Origin of the sequence: Spiroplasma turonicum, assembly GCF_001262715.1 — a bacterium.
GTDB classification, from domain to species: domain Bacteria; phylum Bacillota_I; class Bacilli_A; order Mycoplasmatales; family Mycoplasmataceae; genus Spiroplasma_A; species Spiroplasma_A turonicum.
The window spans coordinates 1,031,725-1,057,349 of record NZ_CP012328.1; the positions used below are offsets into that span (position 1 = coordinate 1,031,725).

Annotated in this window: 24 protein-coding genes, 1 pseudogene and 1 other annotated feature; of the genes and pseudogenes, 4 read left to right on the top strand and 21 right to left on the bottom strand. The window is 23.8% G+C overall.

Features of this window, described 5'->3' with window-relative positions; translation table 4 throughout:
• Window positions 1-149: 149 nt before the first annotated feature.
• The 11 genes and pseudogenes from STURON_RS04580 to STURON_RS04625 all read right to left on the bottom strand — a co-directional run bounded on the left by STURON_RS04580 (window position 150) and on the right by STURON_RS04625 (window position 11,462).
• The gene (locus tag STURON_RS04580) at window positions 150-671 is read right to left on the bottom strand and encodes a ferritin-like domain-containing protein (protein WP_075048697.1); all 522 of its coding nucleotides are present in this window, start codon (window positions 669-671) and stop codon (window positions 150-152) included.
• Window positions 672-741: 70 nt separating this feature from the next.
• Window positions 742-1,602, bottom strand: coding sequence for a J domain-containing protein (locus STURON_RS05845; RefSeq protein ID WP_075048698.1), 861 nt, complete (start codon window positions 1,600-1,602; stop codon window positions 742-744).
• Window positions 1,603-1,649: 47 nt separating this feature from the next.
• Window positions 1,650-1,931: a 50S ribosomal protein L27 gene (gene rpmA / locus STURON_RS04590; RefSeq protein ID WP_075048699.1), complete on the bottom strand. Its 282-nt coding sequence runs from the start codon at window positions 1,929-1,931 to the stop codon at window positions 1,650-1,652.
• A gap of 1 nt (window position 1,932) precedes the next feature.
• Window positions 1,933-2,247, bottom strand: a complete 315-nt coding sequence (locus STURON_RS04595; protein ID WP_075048700.1) for a ribosomal-processing cysteine protease Prp — start codon at window positions 2,245-2,247, stop codon at window positions 1,933-1,935.
• Between the two features lie 485 nt (window positions 2,248-2,732).
• Window positions 2,733-3,026 (bottom strand): annotated as a pseudogene (rplU, locus tag STURON_RS05920) (50S ribosomal protein L21); the annotation flags it as partial.
• A 6-nt stretch (window positions 3,027-3,032) separates the two neighbouring features.
• Window positions 3,033-3,108 (bottom strand) — a sequence feature (ribosomal protein L21 leader region).
• A 73-nt stretch (window positions 3,109-3,181) separates the two neighbouring features.
• On the bottom strand, window positions 3,182-3,316 hold the full coding sequence (locus STURON_RS05965; protein WP_269078824.1) for a hypothetical protein: 135 nt from the start codon (window positions 3,314-3,316) through the stop codon (window positions 3,182-3,184).
• Window positions 3,317-3,485: 169 nt separating this feature from the next.
• Complete coding sequence (gene rsmI / locus STURON_RS04605) at window positions 3,486-4,358, bottom strand: 16S rRNA (cytidine(1402)-2'-O)-methyltransferase (RefSeq protein WP_075048701.1); 873 nt, start codon at window positions 4,356-4,358, stop codon at window positions 3,486-3,488.
• A 39-nt stretch (window positions 4,359-4,397) separates the two neighbouring features.
• Entirely contained in the window at window positions 4,398-4,871 is a 474-nt protein-coding gene (greA, locus tag STURON_RS04610) for a transcription elongation factor GreA (protein WP_075048702.1), read from the bottom strand.
• A 41-nt stretch (window positions 4,872-4,912) separates the two neighbouring features.
• Window positions 4,913-6,676: an excinuclease ABC subunit UvrC gene (gene uvrC, locus STURON_RS04615; protein WP_075048703.1), complete on the bottom strand. Its 1,764-nt coding sequence runs from the start codon at window positions 6,674-6,676 to the stop codon at window positions 4,913-4,915.
• Between the two features lie 47 nt (window positions 6,677-6,723).
• A complete protein-coding gene (locus STURON_RS04620; RefSeq protein WP_075048704.1) occupies window positions 6,724-9,663 on the bottom strand; it encodes a DNA translocase FtsK in 2,940 nt (979 codons plus the stop codon).
• Between the two features lie 80 nt (window positions 9,664-9,743).
• Window positions 9,744-11,462 carry a ribonuclease J gene (locus STURON_RS04625; protein ID WP_075048705.1) on the bottom strand — a complete coding sequence of 573 codons (1,719 nt, stop codon included), beginning with the start codon at window positions 11,460-11,462 and terminating at the stop codon, window positions 9,744-9,746.
• 167 nt (window positions 11,463-11,629) lie between these two features.
• On the opposite strand from STURON_RS04625, the gene STURON_RS04630 reads away from it, so the two are divergent.
• A complete protein-coding gene (locus STURON_RS04630) occupies window positions 11,630-11,929 on the top strand; it encodes a rhodanese-like domain-containing protein (RefSeq protein ID WP_075048706.1) in 300 nt (99 codons plus the stop codon).
• On the opposite strand, the gene STURON_RS04635 is transcribed toward STURON_RS04630, so the two are convergent.
• Window positions 11,922-12,287: a hypothetical protein gene (locus STURON_RS04635; RefSeq protein ID WP_075048707.1), complete on the bottom strand. Its 366-nt coding sequence runs from the start codon at window positions 12,285-12,287 to the stop codon at window positions 11,922-11,924. The two genes, STURON_RS04630 and STURON_RS04635, sit on opposite strands and share 8 nt — an antisense overlap.
• Window positions 12,287-13,093 carry an NAD(+)/NADH kinase gene (locus tag STURON_RS04640; RefSeq protein ID WP_075048708.1) on the bottom strand — a complete coding sequence of 269 codons (807 nt, stop codon included), beginning with the start codon at window positions 13,091-13,093 and terminating at the stop codon, window positions 12,287-12,289. The genes STURON_RS04635 and STURON_RS04640 overlap by 1 nt, the downstream gene beginning before the upstream one ends.
• 89 nt (window positions 13,094-13,182) lie before the next feature.
• Here STURON_RS04640 and trpS point away from each other — a divergent pair, with 89 nt between their 5' ends.
• Window positions 13,183-14,199 (top strand): tryptophan--tRNA ligase, encoded by a 1,017-nt coding sequence (gene trpS, locus STURON_RS04645; protein ID WP_075048709.1) that lies wholly within the window; start codon window positions 13,183-13,185, stop codon window positions 14,197-14,199.
• A gap of 2 nt (window positions 14,200-14,201) precedes the next feature.
• Here trpS and STURON_RS04650 read toward each other — a convergent pair whose 3' ends face one another.
• The 6 genes from STURON_RS04650 to STURON_RS04675 all read right to left on the bottom strand — a co-directional run bounded on the left by STURON_RS04650 (window position 14,202) and on the right by STURON_RS04675 (window position 21,012).
• Complete coding sequence (locus STURON_RS04650; protein WP_075048710.1) at window positions 14,202-14,531, bottom strand: hypothetical protein; 330 nt, start codon at window positions 14,529-14,531, stop codon at window positions 14,202-14,204.
• Between the two features lie 66 nt (window positions 14,532-14,597).
• Window positions 14,598-14,963 carry a 50S ribosomal protein L20 gene (gene rplT / locus STURON_RS04655; protein WP_075048711.1) on the bottom strand — a complete coding sequence of 122 codons (366 nt, stop codon included), beginning with the start codon at window positions 14,961-14,963 and terminating at the stop codon, window positions 14,598-14,600.
• A 16-nt stretch (window positions 14,964-14,979) separates the two neighbouring features.
• Entirely contained in the window at window positions 14,980-15,174 is a 195-nt protein-coding gene (gene rpmI / locus STURON_RS04660) for a 50S ribosomal protein L35 (RefSeq protein WP_075048712.1), read from the bottom strand.
• Between the two features lie 25 nt (window positions 15,175-15,199).
• Entirely contained in the window at window positions 15,200-15,730 is a 531-nt protein-coding gene (gene infC / locus STURON_RS04665) for a translation initiation factor IF-3 (protein ID WP_075048713.1), read from the bottom strand.
• 400 nt (window positions 15,731-16,130) lie between these two features.
• Entirely contained in the window at window positions 16,131-18,248 is a 2,118-nt protein-coding gene (locus tag STURON_RS04670; RefSeq protein WP_075048714.1) for a hypothetical protein, read from the bottom strand.
• A 22-nt stretch (window positions 18,249-18,270) separates the two neighbouring features.
• Complete coding sequence (locus STURON_RS04675) at window positions 18,271-21,012, bottom strand: hypothetical protein (protein ID WP_075048715.1); 2,742 nt, start codon at window positions 21,010-21,012, stop codon at window positions 18,271-18,273.
• A gap of 836 nt (window positions 21,013-21,848) precedes the next feature.
• Between STURON_RS04675 and STURON_RS04680 the strand changes: the two genes are divergently transcribed.
• Both STURON_RS04680 and STURON_RS04685 read left to right on the top strand, forming a co-directional pair.
• Entirely contained in the window at window positions 21,849-22,358 is a 510-nt protein-coding gene (locus STURON_RS04680) for a hypothetical protein (protein ID WP_075048716.1), read from the top strand.
• 470 nt (window positions 22,359-22,828) lie between these two features.
• Window positions 22,829-23,338, top strand: a complete 510-nt coding sequence (locus tag STURON_RS04685) for a hypothetical protein (RefSeq protein ID WP_075048717.1) — start codon at window positions 22,829-22,831, stop codon at window positions 23,336-23,338.
• A gap of 521 nt (window positions 23,339-23,859) precedes the next feature.
• Here STURON_RS04685 and STURON_RS04690 read toward each other — a convergent pair.
• Window positions 23,860-24,234 carry a RidA family protein gene (locus STURON_RS04690; protein WP_075048718.1) on the bottom strand — a complete coding sequence of 125 codons (375 nt, stop codon included), beginning with the start codon at window positions 24,232-24,234 and terminating at the stop codon, window positions 23,860-23,862.
• On the bottom strand, window positions 24,234-25,478 hold the full coding sequence (gene ilvA / locus STURON_RS04695; protein WP_158500525.1) for a threonine ammonia-lyase: 1,245 nt from the start codon (window positions 25,476-25,478) through the stop codon (window positions 24,234-24,236). The genes STURON_RS04690 and ilvA overlap by 1 nt, the downstream gene beginning before the upstream one ends.
• Between the last annotated feature and the right edge of the window lie 147 nt (window positions 25,479-25,625).

Sequence of the window (25,625 nt, forward strand, 5' to 3'; positions counted from 1 at the left end):
CACTAGGATAGAAAATTCCTAAATGTGATTGCATACCATAAAATTTATATACAACAAATATAGTATATCATTTATTTATTTTTAATATTAATTATATATTTAAAACTTTTTAATTGAAATAAAAAACAATCCTTTATAGATTGTTTATTTTATTGATGTGGTGCAAATGGATCTACAACAGGGTCAGTGTTAGGAGCTATTCTTTCTGATGCTTTAATGTCAGCTTTATAATGATCACTATTTGATAGTTTTAATCCATCAATTAAATCCTTAGTTTCTGCAATTTCCTCATAAAAATCAATTAAGAATCAGTCATAAAATTTTGATGTTACAAAATCATCTAAGTTTGACGCGTTTTTATAATATTTTGAAGTCAATTCTGCAAAATGTTCTCTATGTTTTTTATAAGTTTCAAGCACTTCTATAATTGAATTGCAATTATTTTTTTCAATGCTAACTGATTTAATTTCAAATAATTGATCCCTTTCAGATAAATATTTTATAATTCTTCTTTGATGTAAGAATTCATCTTGAGCTTGTACTTGGAAAAAGTGTGCAAATCCATTATAACCAAGTTTTAAACATTGAACACTTAAGTCAAAACAAGTGTATTGCATTTTAGCATGTTCTAAAATATATTCTTCTAAGTCTTTTTTTATTTCATTTTTCATTTTCATTACCTCCGCGTAATAGATAATAATAATACATTAATTGAATAAAGTCAATAAAAATATTAGTTAATTATTTATTTCTGAATTGCATTATTAGATCATAGGCATTATTTATTTCTGCCATTTTTCTTTTTGCATTGCTAGATTTATTTCTATCAGGGTGGTACTCTTTTGCAAGTTTTCTATAATTTTTCTTTATTGTTTGATTGTCGTCAGATGGTTTTGAACCTAAAACCTTATAAGCATTTATAAGTTTTTCTTGCTCTTCATCAATATTTATATTTCTATAATTATTATTATAATTATTATATGAATTACTTGTGCTTTCATCCTTAATATATTTACTATAACTAATTGATTCTTTAATAATTTTATTCATTTCAATTAAGTCTTCACAAAACATTATAAAATATTTATCAATTTTAGAATCATTGTCCTTAAATTTAATATCAATTGTATCAAAATTTTGGAAATTAAAAATAATTAAAGGTATAACAGATTGAAGGTAGTATTTTTTATAAATGGTAAAACTTTGTTCAGCAAATTGTTTATAAATTTCAATAAAGTCATTGTCTGGAATTTTTATTCCATTTTCATAACTCAAGACTTCTAAATAAGAAAATAAATCATACTCTATATTAGTTCAGTAATTATAGTATACCTCTTGTTTTTTTATTAATTCTTGAACTAAATCAATTATATTAACTTGTTTTTTTATGTTGTTGAAATTTGATAAAAACGGGTATTTATTTATATTTTCAGTTAAATTCAAATCAATAACATTAAATGTTTTATTACGAATAAACTCTTTTTTGAATGTCTTTAATTTTGAATTTAAGCTTTTCTTATTTAATTTATTAAAAATAATTAAAATAGTTAAAATAAGTATTGCTATTGCTGCTATAACATATAAAAAAAGGTAGTTTCCCATAAAATAAATCTCCTCATATTAAAAAAAAGTACCTTTTAGGTACTTTATTATTTTGGTAAAACACTAACTTTTGTTCTGTTTTTTCCAAATCTTTGGTACTTAACAACACCTGATATTAATGCAAATAAAGTGTCATCTCCACCTCTACCAACATTAAGACCTGGGTGTATTTTTGTACCTCTTTGTCTAAAAATTATTGAACCTGCATTAGCAAATTGTCCATCTGACTTTTTAGCCCCTAATCTTTTTGATTCTGAATCTCTACCGTTTTTAGTTGATCCAACACCCTTTTTAGAAGCGAAGAACTGTAAACCTAATAAAAATTTCATTTTATTCACCTACCTTTTTTATTATAAAATTCTCTGGATATTGAGTTGATATTGTTTCCAGTTGTATTAACAAGAAGTTTAATAAGATACTTACTTCTTTTGTGTTCTTCAATATATTAACACTAATTTTATTTGTTTTAACATCAATTTTAAAACAATCATTATAAAGAGAATCAAATGCATTTAATGCACCAGATACTATACCCGTTACAGCAGAACATACAATGTCTTTGCCATAATTATCAAAGTTGGCATGACCTCTAACATTAAAATTATTAATAGTTTTGTCTACGTAAACAAATTCAGCTATAATCATTATTATTTATTTTCAACTTTTTTTGTTGCTGTTTCTTTTTTTTCAGCTACAGCTTTTGTAGTTGTAGTTTTTTTAACAGCATCAGTTTTAGCAGTTGTTTTTTTTGTAACTGTTTCTTTTTTTTCAGCTACAGCTTTTGTAGTTGTAGTTTTTTTAACAGCATCAGTTTTAGCAGTTGTTTTTTTTGTAACTGTTTCTTTTTTTTCAACAGCTGCTTTAGTAGTTACAGTTGTTTTAGTAGTTGGTGTTTTAGCTACTGTTTCTTTTTTTTCAGCTACAACTTTTGTTGAAGCACTTGCTTTTGTAGTTGTTTTAGCAGGTGTTTCTTTTTTTTCAACAGCTGCTTTAGTAGTTACAGTTGTTTTAGTATTTGGCGCTGTAGCAACTGTTTCTTTTTTTGCAGCAATAGTTGAAACTTTTGCTTCACTATTAACTTCTGATGACTTAGAAACTGGCTTAGGTTTGTTTGATAAAACTCCAGTCAATGATACCTCATCAATTTTTACCTTTGTATATGGTTGTCTATGACCATAAATCTTATTAACATTTTTTTTAGGGTGGTATCTAATAACTCTTAATTTTTTTTCTTTACCTTGTTTAAGTATTGTTCCTGAAACAACAGCATTTTTTATAAATGGATTACCGAAAGTAGAATCTACCATTAAAACTTCTTTAAATAGTATTTGTTCTCCTTCCTCTAATTTAACTTTTTCAATGAATATTTCATCACCTTGTTGAACTTTAATTTGTTTACCACCTGTTTTAATAATTGCAAACATTATTTTACCTCCGAATAGACTCGCCTTGTATGTGAATATAAAATATTTCTTAAAACATACAAAAGAGCGGTTGAATCTACAACCTAAATAATTGTACATTATTTTTTTATTAATTTCATTAAATTTTGATTAATTAATATATAAAAAAGCTAGCATTATATAACACTAGCTCAGTTTGCGGATTTTTGTGAATATTTATTTTCGTTTAGTTTTGTTCTATCAAATGAAAATGAATTATTCCCTATTTTAAAGTCCATTTTATCAACATTATTAATTACTTTTGAAGCCAATATAGGTGTAGCTATCGCACCAATATTATCAGTAAAAAATCCAGTAGCACTTTTAATAATATTTGCTATACCATCCAGAAATGCACCTGAAATACCAGCTCCACCTACAATGTTTCTTTTTTCATCTATAGTTAATTTTTGTATTTTATCACCCTTTTATAATATCGACTTATTTTTTTAATTTGTATATAATATTTGATAAAGTATTTTTATTAATCTTATATTTTTGGTGTAATTCTTTAATAATATCTTTATTTGTAAGACCATTGGTTTTTAAAGATAGTACAAGTTCTTCAATTTTGTTTTCACTAATATTATCTAAAATCTTTATATTTGATAAATCTAGTACAATTGAAAACTCACCTTTAGCAATAAAATCATTGCTATTTAAATATGCTTTAACTTCTTCTAAGGTTCCATGAATAAATTGTTCATTTATTTTTGATATTTCTCTACCTATAACAATATTTGTTTCTAATGGCAATAATAAAGAAAGTGAATTAATTCTAGTAATAATTCTATGAACAGACTCATAAAAACAAACTATAGTTGAATTATTGTTGATTTGTTCAATTATTTCATCATTTGTGTTCTTTTTTAAAAACCCTAAAAAAATATTTTTATAAGATATAAAACCACTGACCAATAAAGTATGAATATACGCTGGTCCTGCATTTACAGCCGTTATATTTATGTCATCATAAAAGTTTAAAATGCTATTAACAAAATACATTCCAGGGTCTGAAATGCATGGCACACCTGCATCAGATATAATAGATATTTTATTGTAATCATTAATTTCAGTTTTAAAGTAATCAAATTCTTCTTGCTCATTAAATTTATGTAAAGTTTTTAAACGCGTTTTAATGCTATATTTGTTTAAGAGATTTATACTTACTCTTTTATCTTCACAATATATCAAATCCGAGTTTTTTAAAACTTCTATTGCTCTTAAAGAAATATCATCTAAATTTCCTATTGGCGTACCAACTAAATATATAGTTTTATTATTATTTTTAAATGTATTTTGTATTTTAAGCATGTTACTCCTAAATAAAAAAACCTAATTAAAGGTTTGTAATTATTTTATATCTTTTATCAAAATCTTGTATGGTTCTTTTAGTTCTCTTACTTCGCAAGTATCATTAGTACTTTTACCCAGCATTGCTTTAGCAAGTGGTGATTCATTTGATATTTTTGATTCAAATGGATCAGCTTCAATAACACCAACTATTTTAACAGTCATTTCTTTTTTTGTTTTTAAATTCTGAAAAGTTACAGTAGTTCCAACTTTTATTTCTTTATTAAGATTGTTTGAATCTTCAATTATTTTAGCCTTTGAAAGCATGGTTTCAATTTCTTTTATTCTTGCTTCTACTTCTGCTTGTCTATTTCTAGCTGCATCATAGTCTGCATTTTCAGATAAATCACCTTGTGCTCTTGCTTCAACTAACTCCTCAATAACTTGAGGTCTAATAACATTAATTAAGTTTGATAATTCTTTTTCTAATTCTTCCCTACCTTCAGAAGTTAAAATTATATCTTTTTCGGTCATCTTGATACTCCTTTTACCAACTATGTAATTATACAATTAAATTATTTTTTTTTCTTGTTTTTTAAAAAATTTAATACATTCTTGAAAGTGGTTTCATTTTTAATAAATTCTTTTAAATCTTGTTCATTTAAACTATAAAAATGACTTCTATCTTTAAATTCAGTATTTATTTTATTTAATAACTTTGGTCCAACTCCTTTAACTTCTGATAGTTCATCTTTGGTGACACCTTTTAATTTTCTTTTTCTAAAACCAGCTATTGCAAAATTATGTACTCTATCTTGTATTTTTTCTAAAAATAAGAATTCTTCACTTGTTTTATCTAAATTAATAATTTTATTGTTTCAATTTAATATATGATCTGTTTTATGCTTATCATTTTTAACAAGACCAATTATTGGTATGCTTAAGTCTAATAATTCTAATTGAGAAATTGCTGCATTTACTTGTATTTTTCCTCCATCCATAATTATTAAATCAGGTAGGTTTTCAGGTTTATTAAAATCTTTTTGATATCTTCTATATATCATATTTTGCATTCTGTGATAGTCATCTTTATATTCTATATCAATATTAAATTTTCTAAAATCATTATAACTTGGAAGACCATTTTTGAAAACTACCATTGCACCAGTTACAAATTCATCTAATATGTTTGCAACATCAAACATTTCAATATGGTTAGGTATGGTTGGTAAATCTAAAGAGTGTTGAACTTTTTCAAGCAATTCATCATATAGAACAGATTTTTGATTTTTATATTTTATTTTTTCTATTAAAAATTCTTTTGCATTTTCATTTGCTAATTCAACAAGTTTTACTGATATTTTATCAACTAAATTTGATATTTTATTTGTAAAAATTAAAGATAGACTTCCAACAGAAAAATTGGGGGGGAGAATTATTAAGTCTGGTATCATATTTTTTTGATAAACTTGCATAACAAAACTTTCAAATAATTCTTGTAAATTTTCATAATCACTTTCAAATACCATACTATCTTTAGAAATTAACTTACCGTTTCTATAAAATAAAACTGTAAATGATATGTACTTTTCATCATGAAAGTATCCAAAGATATCTTTATTAAAACTTTCACTAAAGTCTACAAATTGATCAACTGTTGTGAACCCTAAATGTTGAATAATTTCTTTTATTCTTTGTGCTTCTTCAAACTGAAGATTTTCTGCTGCCTTTATCATTTTTTGTTTTAATAAGTTTTTTAACTCAGTACCTCCTTTGTTAAAAACTTTTTTTACATTTTCAATTTGTTTATCATAATAAGATTTATCAACATTTTTAAAACAAGCTCCAGAACATTGGTCTATATGATAATTTATACATGGTTTGCCAAGATTACCTTTACACCTTCTTAATGGATAAACTCTTTCTAAAGTTCTTAGAATATTTCTTGCACTAGAACCTTCTGGAAGAGGACCAAAGGATATCTTATTTTTAGGGTCATAATTTCTTGTATAGATGTAGGTTGGATCTTTTTCATTAGTTATTGAAATATAAGGATATTTTTTATCATCATTTAATACAACATTATATTTTGGTTTATATTTTTTTATTAAATTTTGTTCTAATATTAAGGCTTCTTTTTCATTTGCAGTTACTATTGTATTAAGATCTTTTATTTCTCTAACAAGCTTTGTAGTTTTAAAATTATGGGCTTTATTAAAGTAACTAGAAACTCTTTTTTTTAAGTTTTTAGCTTTTCCAACATAAATAACCTTGTTATTATTATTTAAATATATATAACAACCTGGCTTATCTGGTATAGTTTTAATTTTATCATTCATTATAACACCTGCTTATCATTAAAAAATAAATCAGTAAAACTGATTTATTAATATAATTCTTCATTTTTTAAGTATACTTCTCTAGGTTTAGCACCATTCTGAGGTCCTATGATTCCACACATTTCAAGTTCATCAATTATTTTTGCAGCTCTATTATAACCAATACTAAATTTTCTTTGTATTAAACTTGTTGAAGCTTTTTGTTCATTAATAATGTAAGTTTTTACTTCATTGAATAATGGGTCTTTTTGAACTAATTGTGTATTAACCATATTATTATAATCTTCTTCTAATGTCAAGAATTCTTCATCAAAAACTTGTTGTTGTTGTGATCTACAATGTAAAACTAACTTTTCAATTTCTTCATCGCTAATAAAAGTACCTTGAGCTCTTGTTAAAAAATTACTTCCTGGTGCCATATAAAGTAAATCACCTTTACCTATTAATTTTTCAGCACCCATTGAATCTAATATTGTTCTTGAATCAATTGATGAAGCAACAGAGAATGCTATTCTAGTAGGTATGTTTGATTTTATAACTCCAGTAAGAACATCTGTTGATGGTCTTTGTGTAGCTACAATTAAATGAATTCCAGCAGCTCTTGCCATTTGAGTTAATCTCATTATAGAATCTTCAACATCTTTTTTATTTGCAGTCATCATTAAATCTGCTAATTCATCGATTATTATTACATAATATGGAAGTTTGTTTTCATTTTTATGTTGTTTAGAGTTATAACCTTCAATATTTTTTGCGCTTGCACTTGTAAATAATGCATATCTTCTTTCCATTTCACTAATAACTTTTTTTAATGCATTATTGGCTAGATTCATATCACTAATTACTGGAGCTAATAAATGAGGAATATCAGAGTAAATAGATAGTTCAACTTTTTTAGGGTCTATCATTAAAAATTTTACTTCATGAGGTTTAGATCTCATAAGAAATGAGCTTATTATTCCATTAATCATAACTGATTTACCACTACCTGTTGAACCCGCAACTAATAGGTGAGGCATTTTATCTAATTCACCAAATAAAAAATCACCAGTTACAGTTTTACCAATTGCAAATAATAGTTTTGAATTAATTTTTTGTATTGGGGCATTTTCTATTACATTTCTTAAACCAACAATCATTGTTGATTCATTTGGGACTTCAAGTCCAACTGCTGATTTTCCTTGTATTGGAGCTTCAATTCTTAGACTTTGACTTGCTAAAGCTAATTTTAAATCATTTTCAAGACTAGTTATTGAATTAACTTTTGTTCCGGCAGAAGGTTGAACTTCATATTTAGTAACACTTGGACCAATGTTAATGTTAACAACTTTTGCATTAACCCCAAATTGATTAAAAGTTTCTTCAATAAGCTTTGCTTTTTTACCTGCATATTCACTAAGAATTGCATACTCTCTTTCATCATCAGTATTTTTTTTAAGTACATCAATATTTGGTAACCTATAAGATTCATTTACAAATAGTTTTTTTTCTGACGCTTTTCTTTTGTCAACCTCTATTTTTCTTGACTGATTATTTTGAAAACCATAATTTCCTTGACCATTTACAATTGTTCTTGCAAATTCATCTTGAATTGGTGAGGTATAATTGTCATATCTACTATAAATATTTTTTTCACTACGTTCTTCTTTAACTTCATTAATATATTGATCTAAAGTTATTTGACCTGTTTGCTCTAAAACGTTAGATTTATCCTTATTTTTATTAAGTCTTCTTAATTCGCTTGCGACTTCCAATGTGTGACCATTTCCTCCAAAAGGAGTAAGGTTAGATTCTAGGTTAAATTTTTTTCTTGCCTCTTCATTTAAAGAACTTGAATTATCAATATTATTTTTATTTTCTAAAGGTCTTGGTTGAATAAAGTTTTGATTATTTTGAAAATCATTATCATAATTTGATTGTTCATTAATTTGATAACTGTTTTCATAGTTATGTTCTTGAACTGGATGAAAACCTCTATTTGATTCATAATAGTTATTATTATGCATGTTTTCAAAATCTAAATTGTTATTGTAATCTAAATTATTTAATTCAGAAAAGTCACCTTTGTAAAAATTTTCTGCAGTGTCTTCATAAATTTCTTCTTTACGTTTTCTATTGAAACTAGGTAGTTCAATAGTTATATCAGATTCTTTAATTGATGAAAGAATTTGTCTTTCATCAAATGTTTCTTCATTATCAACATTTATCAAAGTAAATAGATTAAAGCCACTTCTTTTTTTAGCTTTTTTTGGTTTTCCATTATCTACATTAACATGTTGTTTTTTTAATGATAATATTCTTAATCTGTTTGTTTTTCTTAGTCTTTTTGGTTTTAAAACATATAATGGATCACCAGTAAATATTCATAAAGAGTTTATAAATAAAAAGAATAAAGCAATTAATAAAGCACCAAATATTGTTAAATAAGATGAGACACCACATAGAGTGGTACCGATGATACCCCCACCAGCTCACAATGTAAAATAACTATCTGGATTAGCAATTATAAGATTATGTTCGGTATTTCATAAAGAGTTACTATATCAATTATTTGTATATGATTTTATAGAATCTAAAAAAATAGACTTTGTTCAATAATTATCTACAACAAAGTTTTTTGACTCACTAGCGTAAGCAATTATGAATAAAATTGAGCTTATTAGTCAACATAAAACAACAAAAGTCGTAAATAACATAGCTATAAATCTTTTTTTAACTTTAAATTTAATACCAAAATAAATTGAGAATGCAATTATAAAAATTAACAAGTACAAGAAATATTTAAATCAACCAAAAGGGAAAGTAAAAACTACGTCATCTAGAAATTGACCAACAATTGTTATTCTTCCAATTGAAATAATATTTGTAAAGAATAAAAATAATGCACTAATAATTCAAGACACAGAATCTGGTCTTCTTTGTTTTCTTTGTATTGTGAATGCAGAAGTTCTGTCAGAGTTGTTGTTATTATTGTTAAAGTTATCCATTTGATTCACCCATTATTGCCCTTTACAATATTTTAATACAAAATTAAATACTTTTACAACTTTCAATCAAAATATTAACTTTATTGGTTACTTTTTTGTCTAATTTTTGGTTCGTAATTTATTCCAGAAAGTTCATTAACAATAACAAGAACAATTGGTTGCTTACCAGTTTCTTGTTTAATTATAGATCTTACTTTCGATACAATATCTTTTTTTATTTGATTTATATCAAAACTTTCAGGTTTTAATTTTCAATCATCTTTTGCTCTTGTTATTAAATCTACAATTTGTTTTTGCATTAATTTAAATATAGGGTTATCGTCAACTATATAAACAACACCACGCATTTGTATGTCTATAAGAGAACATAATTCTTTAGTTTTATCATTTAAATTAGCACCAATTATTACAGCTCCATCTGTTGCTAATTGTTTACGTTCATTTAAAACAATAGCACCTATATCCCCTGCTCCAATTCCATCAACAAATATATCTGCGGTTTTTATTTTTTGGTTTGAAACTACTAACTTACCATCAGGAAATACCTTTAGAACTTGGCCATTCTTTACTAATTCTATATTTTCAGATTTTACACCTGCTTCAATAGCAGCTTTTTCAGCTGATAAGAAATCCTTGTACAAGCCTTTAACAGGAATGAATGATTTGGGTTTCATAATTCTAGTCATTAGTTTTATATCTTCATAACTAGCTCTCATGGTTCAAATGTTTTTATCTGATAATGCAATTAGATGTGCATTTGTTCTAGCCAATTCATCTAATATTTCTGCATGTCTTTTTTCAACACCAGCAGACGGTGGGGTTGCAAGAATGATTGTGTCATTTTCTGTAAATTCAACAACTTCATCGTTTCCTGCTGCAATTTTAGCAAGTCTTGAATACAATAAATCACCTGCACCAGTAATTACTAAAACTCCATCTGTTGAATTCATAAATTCCTCAGTTGTGATTATATCCTTTTCATAAAGTTGTAAACTTTCTTGAACTGTTTTAGCTTCTATAATTTTTGCTATAGTTTTACCATAAATTGCTATTTTACGATCATTTTGCTTTGCTTGAGCAATAATTTCAAACAACTTAAATACATCTTCTTCAAATAATCCTAATACTAATCTATTTTTTTTGTTTTTCATTGGTCCAACTATAAATTTTTCAATTCTATGATTAGGTACTGTGTAACCAAGTCTTGAAGCAAACTCAGAGTCCGAAATTAAAGTAAGAACTCCTTTTTTTGAAATTTGTGCTAAGTGATTCATGTCTGTTGAAAAATAAGATTGCTCTGTTCCATCCATTATATAATCACCTGCATAAACAATACTTCCATCTTTTGTGTGAATTGCAAATCCGAATGATTCTGGGAACATAGAAGTTGTTCTAAAAACTTCAACTGAAACATTTTTATCAAATTTTAGAATGTCTTTGTCTTTTATTATTTTAAAATTATTTTCTCTGTTTTTTATTCTATACTTCAAGTTTCTATATTTTAATACTATTGTTGTAAGTTCGTTGCAATAAACAGGAACATCAACATCTCTTAAGATATAACTAATTGATCCTGCATTACTTGAACTTGGATTTGATATAAATATACCTTTAATTTTTTTTGCATTTTCTTTTAAAAAGTCAAAATTTGGTATTATAACATCTATTCCCAATACACTTCTTTCTGGAAATTTCATTCCTGAATCAAAAACAAAAAGTTGTTCATCTACGCTCACAATGAAAAGATTTTTACCTCTTTCATCTTGGCCACCTAAGGCCATAAATTTAATTTCTGCCATTTTTTCTCCTTTTACTTGATAAATATTTATAATATTTCATTAAATAAGCAACATAAAAATCATAATATATAAAAATTATTTAAATTATACAAATATTTATAAAAAGCCCAATTTATATTTATTATACACTTTAAAAACTATAAAATTAATATATAAGGAGCAAAAAAATGATTTCACCAGAAGATTACAAAAGAGTTAAAGATAAAGTTTTAACAATTGATGTTAGAACAAAAGGTGAATTTGAAATGTTACCACATTTTGAGTGAGCAATTAATATTGAATTCACTGATTTTATAAAGAATTATGAGTATTATTTAGAAAAATATAATCCTGATAATAAATTAATTATCACTGTATGTAATGCAGGTAATAGAAGTGGTCAAACAGCAAGTTTTCTTAAAGAACATGGTATTGACGCCTTAACACTTCAAGGTGGTATTTATGGTTATAATAAGAAATTTAAATAGATTCATTTTCAATTTGTTTTTTTAGTTTTTTATAAAATAAATTTATATTAAATCCTTTGACTGAAATAATAATATAATTATCATTTATATCATATTTAATTTTAAAATAATTTAGTTTCTTTTTATTAATTAAATTTGTAGAAACTAAATATATTTTTTTATTATCTACTTTTTCTATGTTTTCTAAACCACCCAATGATTCTAATATATTTTTATATGTAAAAGCTTTATCATTATTTTCAATTTTATATTTTTCATACTTTACAATTTTATATTTTCTTAAATTTAAATGAATTATAAGAACAATTAAAAAAATTAGAAAAATAACTGAAAATAGAGTTAAAACGATCACTAGCATTACAATATTTCCTCTTTATCTTTTATAAAAATGTCTCTAATGATTTCAATATCATTTTTTAAATCATTTTTTAAACATGTTATAACATTTATTGATATATTTGATAATTTTATTTCAATCCTTTTATCAATAAGTTTGTACTCTAATGTGTCAATTATCATAGACTCATTTGAGTTATCTTCTAACACTAATGATAAATCAAAATTCTTATCTAATATAAGTGGTGAGTTAAGTGAACGAAATTTATTGGTGCTAACTGGTGTTAATTCTTGCAATTGATAAATTCCACTTTTTCTTGGTAATATAACGGCTCCTCTAGCTGATTTCATATAACCTGTGCTTCCATTTGATGTTGAAATAACTAAACCAGTTCCATGAAATCTTTCTAAGAAATTATTGTTTATATAAATTTCAATATAAATAGGTTTTTTTTCATTTAATATTTTCATTTCATTAACAACTAATAATTTATCATTATTATTTTTAACTTCTAACATTTCAAATGATTGCATTTCATAGTTATTTGATTCAATTAAGTCTAATGTTAAAGAAAGTTCATTTAATCTATTTTTATTAGTATAAAAACCAATACCACCAAGTTTAAAAGGAACAAATTTAATTTTATCAATTATTTTTTTATAATATGAAACTGCTCTTAAAAAAGTTCCATCTCCACCAATAATAAAAACAAAATCAGGGTTTTCTGTATTCAAAATTCAACCCCTTTTTTTCAATTCTGCTTCAAATAATTCAATTTTCTCAGCTGTTTCAATGTAATCATTTTTTATTAAATTATATGTCTTCATATTAACTTCCTTTTATTAATTAATTTTACTCATTTTTGTTTTAAAAATAAATAATTGTATAATATAAAATGTAACTTAAGGAGAAGTATATGGAAATTAAAAAAAGAATGGTTTCAGGAATAACTGCAACTGGGACTATAACACTTGGAAATTACATTGGTGCAATCAAAAATTTTGTTTCCTTACAAGATGAATTTGAAATGTTTATATTTGTGGCTAATTTACATGCAATAACAACACATATAGACAAAACTGTTTTAAAAAATAATATCAAAAATATGATTGCTCTTTATTTTGCTTGTGGATTAGATCCAAATAAATCAAATGTCTTTATTCAAAGTGAAGTATTAGAACATACCCAATTATGTTGAATTTTAACATGTAATAGTACAATTGGAGAGTTAAATAGAATGACTCAATTTAAAGATAAATCTAACAAGGTTAAATCTACAAATGGAACAGACTTTATACCAACAGGTTTATTAACATACCCATTATTAATGGCAAGTGATATTTTATTATATGACCCAGATTATGTACCTGTTGGAAAAGACCAAAAACAACATATTGAATTAGCAAGAAATATTGCCGAAAGAATGAATAATAAATATGGGGAAATGTTTAAAATACCTGAAGATTATATTTCTAAAGTTGGAAATAAAATTATGGATTTACAAGATCCAACTAAAAAAATGTCTAAATCATCTGAAAACCCAAAATCATATATTTCTTTACTAGATGACTTAAACACAATAGATAAAAAAATAAAATCTGCTTTAACAGATTCTGAAAATATTGTAAAATATGATCCAATAAATAAACCAGGGATAAGTAATTTGATAACAATATATTCATCCATTACAAATATAGAACCAAAAGATGTGGAAAATAATTTTAAAAATAAAGATTATGGTGTATTTAAAAATGAAGTTAGCAAAGTTGTTTGTGATTTGATTTCAGGCATTCAAAAAAAATATAATGAAGTTATAAATTCAAATGAAATTGACAATTGATTAGAAGAAGCTGCAAATAAAGCTAGATTTATTGCACGAAAAAAACTTAATAAAGTTATGAATTTAATTGGATTAAACTATAAAAGAAAATAATATTATTTATAATAATTTTCATCAAACATTCAAGCAGATTGTTTGATTTTTTTTACTAATTTTGTGCAATCTAGTTTTGGTCTTAATTCCATACAATTTTGATGAACTGCGATAAAGTTATTTTTTTCTAAACTGATTGTTTTAAGATTAATTATAAATATATTTCAAGAGAGATCTCCATTTATTATATTTTTTTTATTCATATGGAACTTGCATATGAAACACAATTTAAAATCATTAATATCTTTATTAATTAATTTAGGAGCATTACTTCAAGCTTCTTCAAAATCATTATCATCAAATTCGATATTGTCATTAACTAAATTTGCCATACTTTATTTACTCCTTATATATCTAATTAAAACAAAAAAAATCCTTATTTTAATAAAGATTTTTCATTATTTTTTTGATTCTAATGCTTTTTTTGAAGTTTCTACTAAAACCTCAAATTGTTTTGGTTCGTGAATTGCTAATTCTGAAAGCATTTTTCTATTAATTTCAACTCCAGATACTTTAAGACCATTCATAAATTTTGAATAACTTAAACCTAAAGGTCTAACAGCAGCATTTATACGGATTATTCATAATTTTCTAAAATCTCTTTTTCTTAGTTTACGACCAACAAAAGCATAAGCCATTGAGCGAACTACTTGTTCATGAGCTTTTTTATAATGGGTTTTTTTAGTTCCATAATAACCTTTTGCTCTTTTTATTCAACGTTTTCTTCTTGCTCTTGTAACTTTACCAAATTTAACTCTTGCCATAAATTATACTCCTTTATTAATTTTGTAATAATCCATCTAATCTTTTTAGATCACTATCAGATATAAATGTTGATTTCTTTAAATGTCTTTTTTGTTTTGTTGATTTATTTTGTGCTAAGTGAGATCTGTAAGCTTTTGCACGTTTTAATTTACCTGCACCATTTTTCTTAACTCTTTTTGCTAATGCGCTTTTTGTTTTCATTTTTGGCATGTCTAATTTCCTCCTTTATTTGTTTTTAAGGTTTTTTGGGCACAATATACATATCTAGAAATCTAGTATTTAGTTTTGCATCTTTTTCAACTTTTGCTAAATCTTCAACTTTTGCAAAAAATTTATTCAAGGTTTCTTTACCAAGTTCTTGATATGTAATTTCTCTACCTTTAAATTTTAATGAAACTTTGACTCTATCTCCAGCTTCTAGAAACTCTCTTGCTTTTCTAGCTTTAGTATCTAAATCATGCTCTCCTATACCAACAGTGAGCCTAATTTCCTTATTTTCTACTTTTACTTGATTTTTTTTATTTTCTCTTTGTTTTCTTTTTTGCTCGTACTTATGTTTCCCATAATCAAGTATTTTTGCTATTGCTGTTGAATTATCTTGCATACCTACTTGCATAAGGTCTAAACCTTGTTCTTCGGCCATTTTTAATGCTTCAAACTTATTTAAAGGACCTATTTTTTGACCATCTTGGTCAATAACTAGGATTTGTCTTGCTCTAATGTCTTTGTTAACAAAGTCACTTTTATTGTTTTTTATTTCTGCCATTTAACCTCCAAAAAATAAAAAAATGTGCCTTAAAAAACTAGGAGCACATTAACTATTATTTTTATATAAAAGAATAAAGTTATACCATTTCCTATAAGTAATGGTGAGCAATGTGCGCTACTTTTTTAACAATATTATTATAATATTTTTTTATATAATGTAAATAGTTTTTTAATATTTTTTTTATTAAGCAAAAATGAAGTTAAAAAAGAGTATAAATTTAAAGTTTATTGTTTATATTTAAAAATCTTTTTAGTAATATAGTTTTTTAAATCTTTATTTTAAACAAATTTGAAAACTTATAGTTCTTAATAATTTTAAATAATAAAAAAATTTATAAATATTAGTTATTTATAAATTTATAATATTTTATATTGATATTTATATATTTTACAAGATTTTAGAGATCAATTATTCCTTCTAGATAAGATTTAATTTTTGACAATACACTTTCAATATCATCATCAAAAAATAAAATTCTATGGTTTATGTTTTTATAATCTATATAATCATAATAAAATCTTTTTGAAATTTTGTTTTTTAAAATATTATCTATATTTAAAGAAGATTTTATTGAATTTAATGCTAATTCAAAAGATGGAAAATATAAATAATCATTAGGTTTATTTATATTTTTTATTTTATAAACTAAATATCTACCATCTGAAATTATTGAGTCAAATGATTTTTTGAAGTTTAAATTCCAAGTTTTTATTTCATTATTATTTACTAATTTAGATTCTAAATAAATTTTGTTTTGCATTTTTCTTATGACATCTTCTTCACTTTCGCCAGAAACTTCTGTGTTACCAAAGACATCATATGCAATATATTGTTTTTTTAAAGTTCTTTTACCATTAATAAAAGCTTTTTCCTTCGCTTCTTCCATACTTCCAGATAATTTATTACCTTCTCTATTTGAAAAGAGCATATCATAAGATTGAAAGTATTTTACAAAACTATTAATGCCATTATTTAGAGGAAGAAATGTATCTAGTTCTTTTTCATTTACATATAAACCAGGGTTTAATTCATATTTAATTTCATCATCAATTCATTTACCATTCTCTTTTATTTTTTCTTTTCTAATATTAAAATCGCTAATACTTTGTAATATTGTGTAATTCTTACCTATTCCATTGTTTAGTTTATATACTAAATCTTTTTTTACAGTTTCATTTATATTATATATATTATTCCCTTTTAAAATATCAGCATAGGTCAATCTTTTATTAGAATTTTCTGCAAAATTAGTTAAAACTTTTTGAAAATAATTATCAAAAAATATATCAAATAGTTTTGTTTTTTCTTCTTGAGTTATATCATTTACACCGTATCTTAAAGGTAAATCACTTAAAACTCCTAAAACATTGGTTTTATTTTCTTTATCTTTTTTGTTAAGATAAACTTTTGCAGATGAAATAGTATCATCATGATAATTATAAAAATCAAAACTTGGGTTATTTTTACCAAAACCATATGACCATTTAGGCATTAATATAATAGTTACTTTTTCAACTCTATTATATTGATTTAAAATTTCTATATCTCTTTTTCAATAACGCCTACCTATTGATCAAGTTCCTTCTGAACCACTTGTATCTCACTTAGATATGTCCTTAAAATCTTTTATCATTTCAAAATTTGAAGAATATTTATTTGCAAACCTTATTTTATATGACTCATTATTTGAACCATAATATATTTTTTGAGTTCCATTTTGATTAACTCGAAACTCGTTATTTCCAGTTGGGGTTATAGTAAGTGAATTTTCGGAATCTATATCAATTACATCTGAAAAATATTTTGACATAAAATCTGGATTTAAAAAATCTTTAACATTGCTTCTAAAGTCACTAATTGTTCCTGCAAATGAGTAAGGATTAATTAATTTCGTACCATTTAAACTTTTATTAATATTTACATTTAAGCCTTCTTCAAATGATGCTAATAAGTTTTCTATATCATCAATATTAAAAGCATTATAATAATAGCCATTAACCATATAAAATATTGAATTATATATACTTAGCTTTTCTTTTTCATATAATTTTGCTTCTTCTGGTGTACTAAATCATTTTATACTATCATAACTATATTTTTCTTTTATATTTCCTTTATTAACATATGTATTTAGCGCATCAGAACTTGATAAAGTTGCATTATTGAAAACATCTCTAAATACTTGTTTACTATTATTTGTATCTAAATCATAAATTTTGTTTTCGTCCAAAATTGAATTCTCATAATCTTTAATTATTTTTGAGGGGTTAGATGATGTATATACTTTATCTATGTAAGATTTTCCCAATATGTATTCATTTAATGAATTTTCACTATAAAATCTTTGCCCATCATAATCGTTATAATTAACACTACCTATATACTTTTTGTTAGTTAAAATATCTTCTTTAAGTTTTTCATAATAATCATTATCATTCGTATTCTTAACTAAAGTAGACACTCCGCAACCAGTTATAGAAGTAACTGCGCAAAAACTTAATACTAATTTTAACATTTGTTTAATTCCTCCATTCTGTTTAATTTCACATTCTTAAAACTTCTGTTGAATCCTTAATTCAATTGTTAAAATCCAACTCATTGATAAATTGTTCATCTTCAAATGTGTAAACATGAGTTGAATTATCGTTTTGAATTTCTTCCACTTGTAAATGATTTTTTAAATATTTCCATGCTTGTAGATATGTTAAAAAATATAAAAACTTACCGTAAAATTTTAATTCATAAATATCATATTTGAAGTTATCTATTTCTTTTAGCTCATCATATATCATAGTTGTAAATAAGTCAGATGAAATAACAAGTTTATTATCAACCAATTCATTTTGTTTTATTAAACCCTTAATACTTTCTAATGAGTTTGAATAAATTTTTTTGCCATTTTCGGTATTGTAATAATATAATTTATTATAATTTGATTCGTTATTTACTTTTTTATCCAAACTATTTAAAGCAGCTTCTCTTGTTTCAAAGTAATCTCCAAAACCATCTAAATAATATTGTTTTTTGTTTTTTTCATAAAATTTATTAAATAAATCTTCAATAAATAATTCTCTACTTTCAGAAACTTTTATGTCATATTTACTTCTTGATATACAACTATCATCGACATTATTAGTTTGACAAACCGGTTTTAAGTTTAAATAATAAAATGAATTATCAATACCCGATGTTAAAAGTTTTCTAGTTTCAACATAATATTCTGGATTTTTGTACATATCTCTTTTTAAATCTTCAATTGCATTATTCTTATCAATATAATATTTACCTTTGTACTCTCATACTTTTGTTGTTTCTTGGTCATCATTAGATTTCATATAGTCTAAGGGAGCATTGAATAATTTTATTATTTGATTATTAAATTTGGGAGAATTAAATTCAAAACCAAATATTGGCATTTTATAAACTATTGTATTGTAGAATAAAGATTGATAACTATCAATCTTAGCTTCATAGGTATTTAAAGATACAAAACTAAATATTTTACCTAAATTTCATACTTTGCTTATTAATTCTAAAACTAAAAGAGGTGCCACCCTTCCTTGGACATGGCTTTTAGTGTTTAAATTATCACTCTTTTCACCAAAAGATTTTAAAACAAAACCTAAATTATCCTGTAATAAAGACGCTGCCTTAAACTCGTTTTGACTATTTATTTTAGATAATTTATCATTATTTTTTTCTTTATTTGTTTTTAACTCATTTATACTCCCTAATAAATCACTTATACCACTAATACCATCCATTATACTATCTATAATACCCAAAATATTTTTGGATAATTTAAATATCTTATTGGATATTGTATTATGTGTATAAAATGTTTGTGTGTTTATAAAAAGACTGTATATATAATCAAATGATATATCTTCATCTAATAATGAGTCGATGCCACCATCTATGTCTTTAAATAAAGTTTCAACTACATCAGGTTTGGTTTTTAAAACATTTACAACTAATTCCTTTATTATTTTCTCAAGTTCTAAATTATTATAGGATTCAATAGGAAAAACTTTATTTCTGTTTAATAATCTTTTTAATGATATCAAAAACTTATGGAACTGAGATAGATCATTGTTTTCAATATTATCTAAACCTACTGAGAAATCATCAATTATTGGATCATTAAATAAACTAACTACCTTATCAAACTTTTCTGTATCTATTTTAAATTCTACATTTAAATAATTAAGATACTTTTGTAAATTATAATCTTTATCTTTTTCATTATTAAAAATAAATTTATATATTAAATTAAACATTTCTATTCCCGCAACCAGACTAAGTGGTGTTAGAAAGGCATTTACATCATACGATTCATTTTTTTCAAATTTTAATGATGCAAGATTTTCACTAGTTTCTACATACTTTGGCCCTGTATAAAAGCCATAAATGTCAGTTTTTGGCTGAGTAATTCAATATGCGCTTTTGTTTGCATTTGCAATTGATTTAATATTTTTATTTATTAAATTGTCATCAATTTTTGTTGTTGCTAAATTGTATTCAGAAAGATTGTAATAACTGAATTCATTTCCATTATATTCAAACCCTGATTTTATATAATCTCTTAACCATGATTTAATATCATCTTTAGTCGTACATAAATTGTCTTGTAAGTAGCAATCTTTTTTTGCATTTGTGCTATTTTTTAATTCTTCTTCTATTGTTCCTTTATAATAACTTTGTGCTGAAAACAAGTTATCAAACTCTTTACCATCTACTTTATAGCTAATGTTATAACTATTTTCATAAGTATTAAGCGCTTCTTCTTTAGCTAAATAAGCACTGCCATTTTTACCTCTATAAACATTTTTTTGTAATTCATTTTCACTAGTTACAACACTACTTGATAATTCACCCTCTGAATTTATAGTGTAATTTGAAGGGTTTCTTAATGTATTCTTTTTATTTATATTAAATTTTTTTAATATCTCATTATTTAATTTAGATGTATTTTGATATATTTTATTATCTAAAATATAGCTTTTTGTTTTATAGTTATAATTTTCTATTATTGAATTATTATAAGCATAATTTTTAACTTCAGTTTCGTTCTTAAATATAATATTATTAAATTTATAAACATCATAATAATTTGTATTTGATTTTATTGTCAATAAAAGAGTTGTTAATATACTTAATAAAAGAATCGTTGACATTATTGAAAATAATATAATTTTTTTAATTTTTTTGCTTTTATCACTTTTAGTAGATAATAATTTATCAACTAAGACAGAATATGCATTTTTTATTTTTTTCATAACTTCCTCCTACTTTTATAATATAATAAAAATAAAATAATTTTTATAAATATTAAAAATTTTGGAGAAAATACCGGTTTTTTTTACAATGAAAGAGTCTTTTTAACATTAAATTTGTTTTCTTTATCCATTTAGTTGTGACAATAAAAATGAATATTGTGGAATTATATATTAAAATTCAAAAAAAGTAAAAATACTAAGATCTTCAACAAGGGATTATTTGGAAAAGTAATTAACTTATAGAAAATAGTTTAAAAAAGAATGGCACGGAAAATAGATTTAATGAACAAATTTTTTTATAATAATGATATTTTAAAATAACAATTCTCCTTTTAAGTAATTAATTTGTTATGAACAGGATAATTATAAGATATACAATAAGTCATAAACTTAAATTTTTAAAAGAAAAAATGTAAGTAATATTATATTTATATAGATTTACCATATAAATGAATTGAAAAAAATAGCATAATTTATTAAATAATATTTATATATATTGTAATATGTAAATATAAAAATTTTTTAAAAGTTGTGACATAATAAAAAATACATTAAACAAAACAAATATTAAACAACTATTTTAATTATAAATTATATTAATTTTAATTATTCTACTTACCTTAATTTTTATTTTGTAAAATCAAGCTGTTTATATATTGTATTTTATTCAAATATTATTTAGAGACTACTCTTTACCTAATGAAATATAAATCTATTAAATAATATAAATTTATAATTTTATTTTCTTAGTAATTATAAAGTTTTTATAATATAATAAAAACGTAATTATTATTGTAAATATTATAAAAAATGGAAAAAATACTACGGAGGTTACAATGAAAAAATTACTTTTAACAATTTCATCATTTACTTTAATAACATCTTTTTCTTTTAATGCAATTAGTTGTAGTAATGAAAAGGATTGATTTGAAATTATATATGATCACCCAAAAACAATGGAAGAATTAAAATCTCAAGCTGAATATTATTTAGAGAAAGAATTAGATTATAGAGAAGAATTTAAAAAAGATGCAATAAAAGACGGTATGGAAAATGGGTCTAGTTATGATTATGTTTATAATAATGATAATTGACAAAAAAGAACTATTTTCACTTTTACTAGAGCATGGTGTTATGGATATGAAATGTATAAGCTAGATAATAATTTACAATATTTAACTTTAGAATCAAAAAAGTACAATGAAGCTTATTCTATTCGAACAGTGGATGAAGAAAGTTTTAAAGGTTATTATGAATCTTATCAAAAAGAAAATGAATTTCCTTATCCTAATAAAAAATACTTCAATTATTTAGAAATGGCATATAATTGAAGTATTGAGAAGTAACTTAATTATTTTTATAAAATAAGTTTTTAATAATAGGTTATCTTATCCCATAATACAAGATTTAATAAATGATCTTGTATTTTTCTTTTTTTATTAAATATTATTAATTTTAAGACCAAAAAAATTTTATATTGAAGGAAAATTGAATTTAATTTATTGAAAAAAGAATAAAAAATAAATTAAAAAATATTCCTAAAGAAATTTTTTTGAATATTTTATTAAGCATTTTATTAGTTTGGGTTTAAACTTTTGTCATATATTTTATATCAAATAAACGAATTATTAAAAATCAGACGTTATTTAAATATTGTTTAAATGTTGTTTTATAGCATAATGAATTATCATTTAATTAATAATTTAATTATATAATTTATTTCCATACTACATTATTAAAGTTTTTATAATATAATAAAAACGTAATTATTATTGTAAATATTATAAAAATTGGAAAAAATACTACGGAGGTTACAATGAAAAAATTACTTTTAACAATTTCATCATTTATTTTAATAACATCATTTTCCTTTAATGCAATTAGCTGTAGTAATGAAAAGGATTGATTTGAAATTATATATGATCACCCAAAAACAATGGAAGAATTAAAATCTCAGGCAGAATATTATTTAGAGAAAGAATTAGATTATAAAGAAGAATTTAAAAAAGATGCAATAAAAGACGGCATGGAAAATGGGTCTAGTTATGATTATTATTATAATAATGATAATTGACAAAAAAGAAATATTTTCACTTTTACTCGATTAATTTGTTATGGATATGAAATGTATAAGCTAGATAATAAATTACAAAATTTAAAACTAGAATCAAAAAAGTATAATGAATATTATAGTATTAGAACACTGGATGAAGAAGATTTTAAAGGTTATTATGAATTATTTGAAAAAGAAGAAGAGTTTCCTTATTATAATAAAAAGTATGATAGTTATTTAGATTTAGCATATAATTGAAGTATTGGAAAGTAAATAGGATATTTACTAATAATTTATAATTTAATTATATAATTATAAAAATTGTTTAAAAAGTTATAATATAATACTCTAACAGAATCACTAGATTAATGATACAAAGAGTAGTTTTTTACATTTTAAGAATACATTAGAAAATTTCAATAATTTTTGAATAGGTTTAGTCAGTTTGTTGTTAAAATAAATTTTACAAACTTACATATATTACAAAAAAAGAACTAAATATTATAAATTTTTTAAGTAATTTCAAGTTTAATTATTTATTCAATTTTATATTAAAGAAGATAAAAATGGAAAAGAGGATATTTTGTAAAAATCTATGGATGGTTTTCATAGTGATAAAATGCTTATTTGATTAAAAAATTTGATAGAAAGTAATTGTCATCAATTTAAAAATATATTAACTAAATAAATTTTAATGAAATAAATTTTTAAAATAACATTTTACAAAAATAAAGGGTGCATTTATAATTTATGCACCTTTTATTTTTGTAAAACTTAAATATACGTATAACTTACTACTTAAATGCAGTTACCTCAATTTCTATTAAACCGTTTTTTGGTAAAGTTTTTACTGCAAATGTAGATCTTGCTGGTTTATGTTCACCAAAAAAGTTGCCATAAATTTCATTTACAATACTAAAATTATCCATATCAGATAATAATATAGTTGTTTTAACAACATTATTTTTAGAATAACCAGCCTCATTAAGCACATTCTCTATGTTTAATAATGATTGTTTAGTTTGTTCTTCAATATTATTTTTTAACTCTGAAGTATTTGGGTCCATACCCAATTGTCCTGATAAAAATAAGAAGCCATTATCTGTTTTAATAGCTTGAGAATAAGGTCCTAACGCTTTAGGAGCACTATTTGAATTTATAATTTTCATTATTTATATATTTCCTCCAAAAAATTTTTTTCAATAACATCATAACCCAAATCTTCAAGTTCTTTAATTACATTTTTTAATTCATCCTTATGATTAATATCTATAACTAATTTTATTATCTCTCTGTTAATTTCTAAATTATTATCAAATTGAGAATCTGAGATTTTATGAATCTGTACATGGTTTTTAGTAAAAACATTAGTAATATTTGACAAATGATCTTTAGATATTGGTGCATTAACTCTCATAACAATTCTTCTATTCTCAGCAATTAATGCTCTATTTGTAATATTCATAAAAGTTGTTACATCAATATTTCCTCCAGTTAATACACATACTATTTTCTTGTTTTTTACATTTAATTTATTAAATAAAACCGCAGCAGATGTAACAGCACCTGCTCCCTCAGCAACAATTTTACAATTTTCAAATAAAAATAATATTGTTCTTGCTATTTCTTCTTCAGAAACCAATACAACATCATCTACATATTTATTTAAAATCTCAAACGTAATGTCACCTGTTTCTTTTACAGCAATTCCATCAGCAATTGATAATTTTCCTTTTACTTGAAATGGCTTATTATTTTTTCGGGCTTCATAATATGAAGGGACATTTACACTTTCAACACCAATAAGCTTGCAATTTGGGTTTACTTGTTTTATATATGTAGATATTCCAGATAAGATTCCTCCGCCTCCAACTGGAACTAAAACATAATCTGCATCTTTAACTTCTTCCATTATCTCAACACCAATTGTTCCTTGACCTAAAACAACATCTAAATCATTGAATGCATGAACTAAGGTTTTACCAGTTTCTTTAACAATTTGTGTTGCCTTAACTTGTGCATCATCAAAAAAATTACCGTGCAAGATAACTTCTACACCATAGTTTTTAGTTGCATTTATTTTTGCTAGTGGTGCAGTTACTGGCATAACTATTGTTGCTGGACAATTAAGCAAATTTGATGCATAACTAACTCCTTGGGAGTGATTACCTGCACTTGCAGCGACAACTCCTTTGGAAAGTTGGTTTTTATCCATTTCTATCATTTTTGATAAGGCTCCTCTAATTTTAAAAGAACCAGCTTTTTGCAAGTTTTCAAGTTTTATATAAACTTCATTATCTGTTAATTGACTTAACTTTGTAGCTTTAATTATTGGTGTTTTATTAATATAAGGTTTAATCTTTTGGTATTTTTCTTCTATGACTTCTTTTGTTAATCTTGACATATCTATCATAAAATACCCCCTTTCATTTGAATGGTAAACATTCATACTTATTTTATAGCACTAATATATTTAAACAATATATTTATAATTAATTCAAAAAATAGAAATAATTTTTTGTTTTTTAAATTATTTTCAAATAAAAAACCTAACTTAATT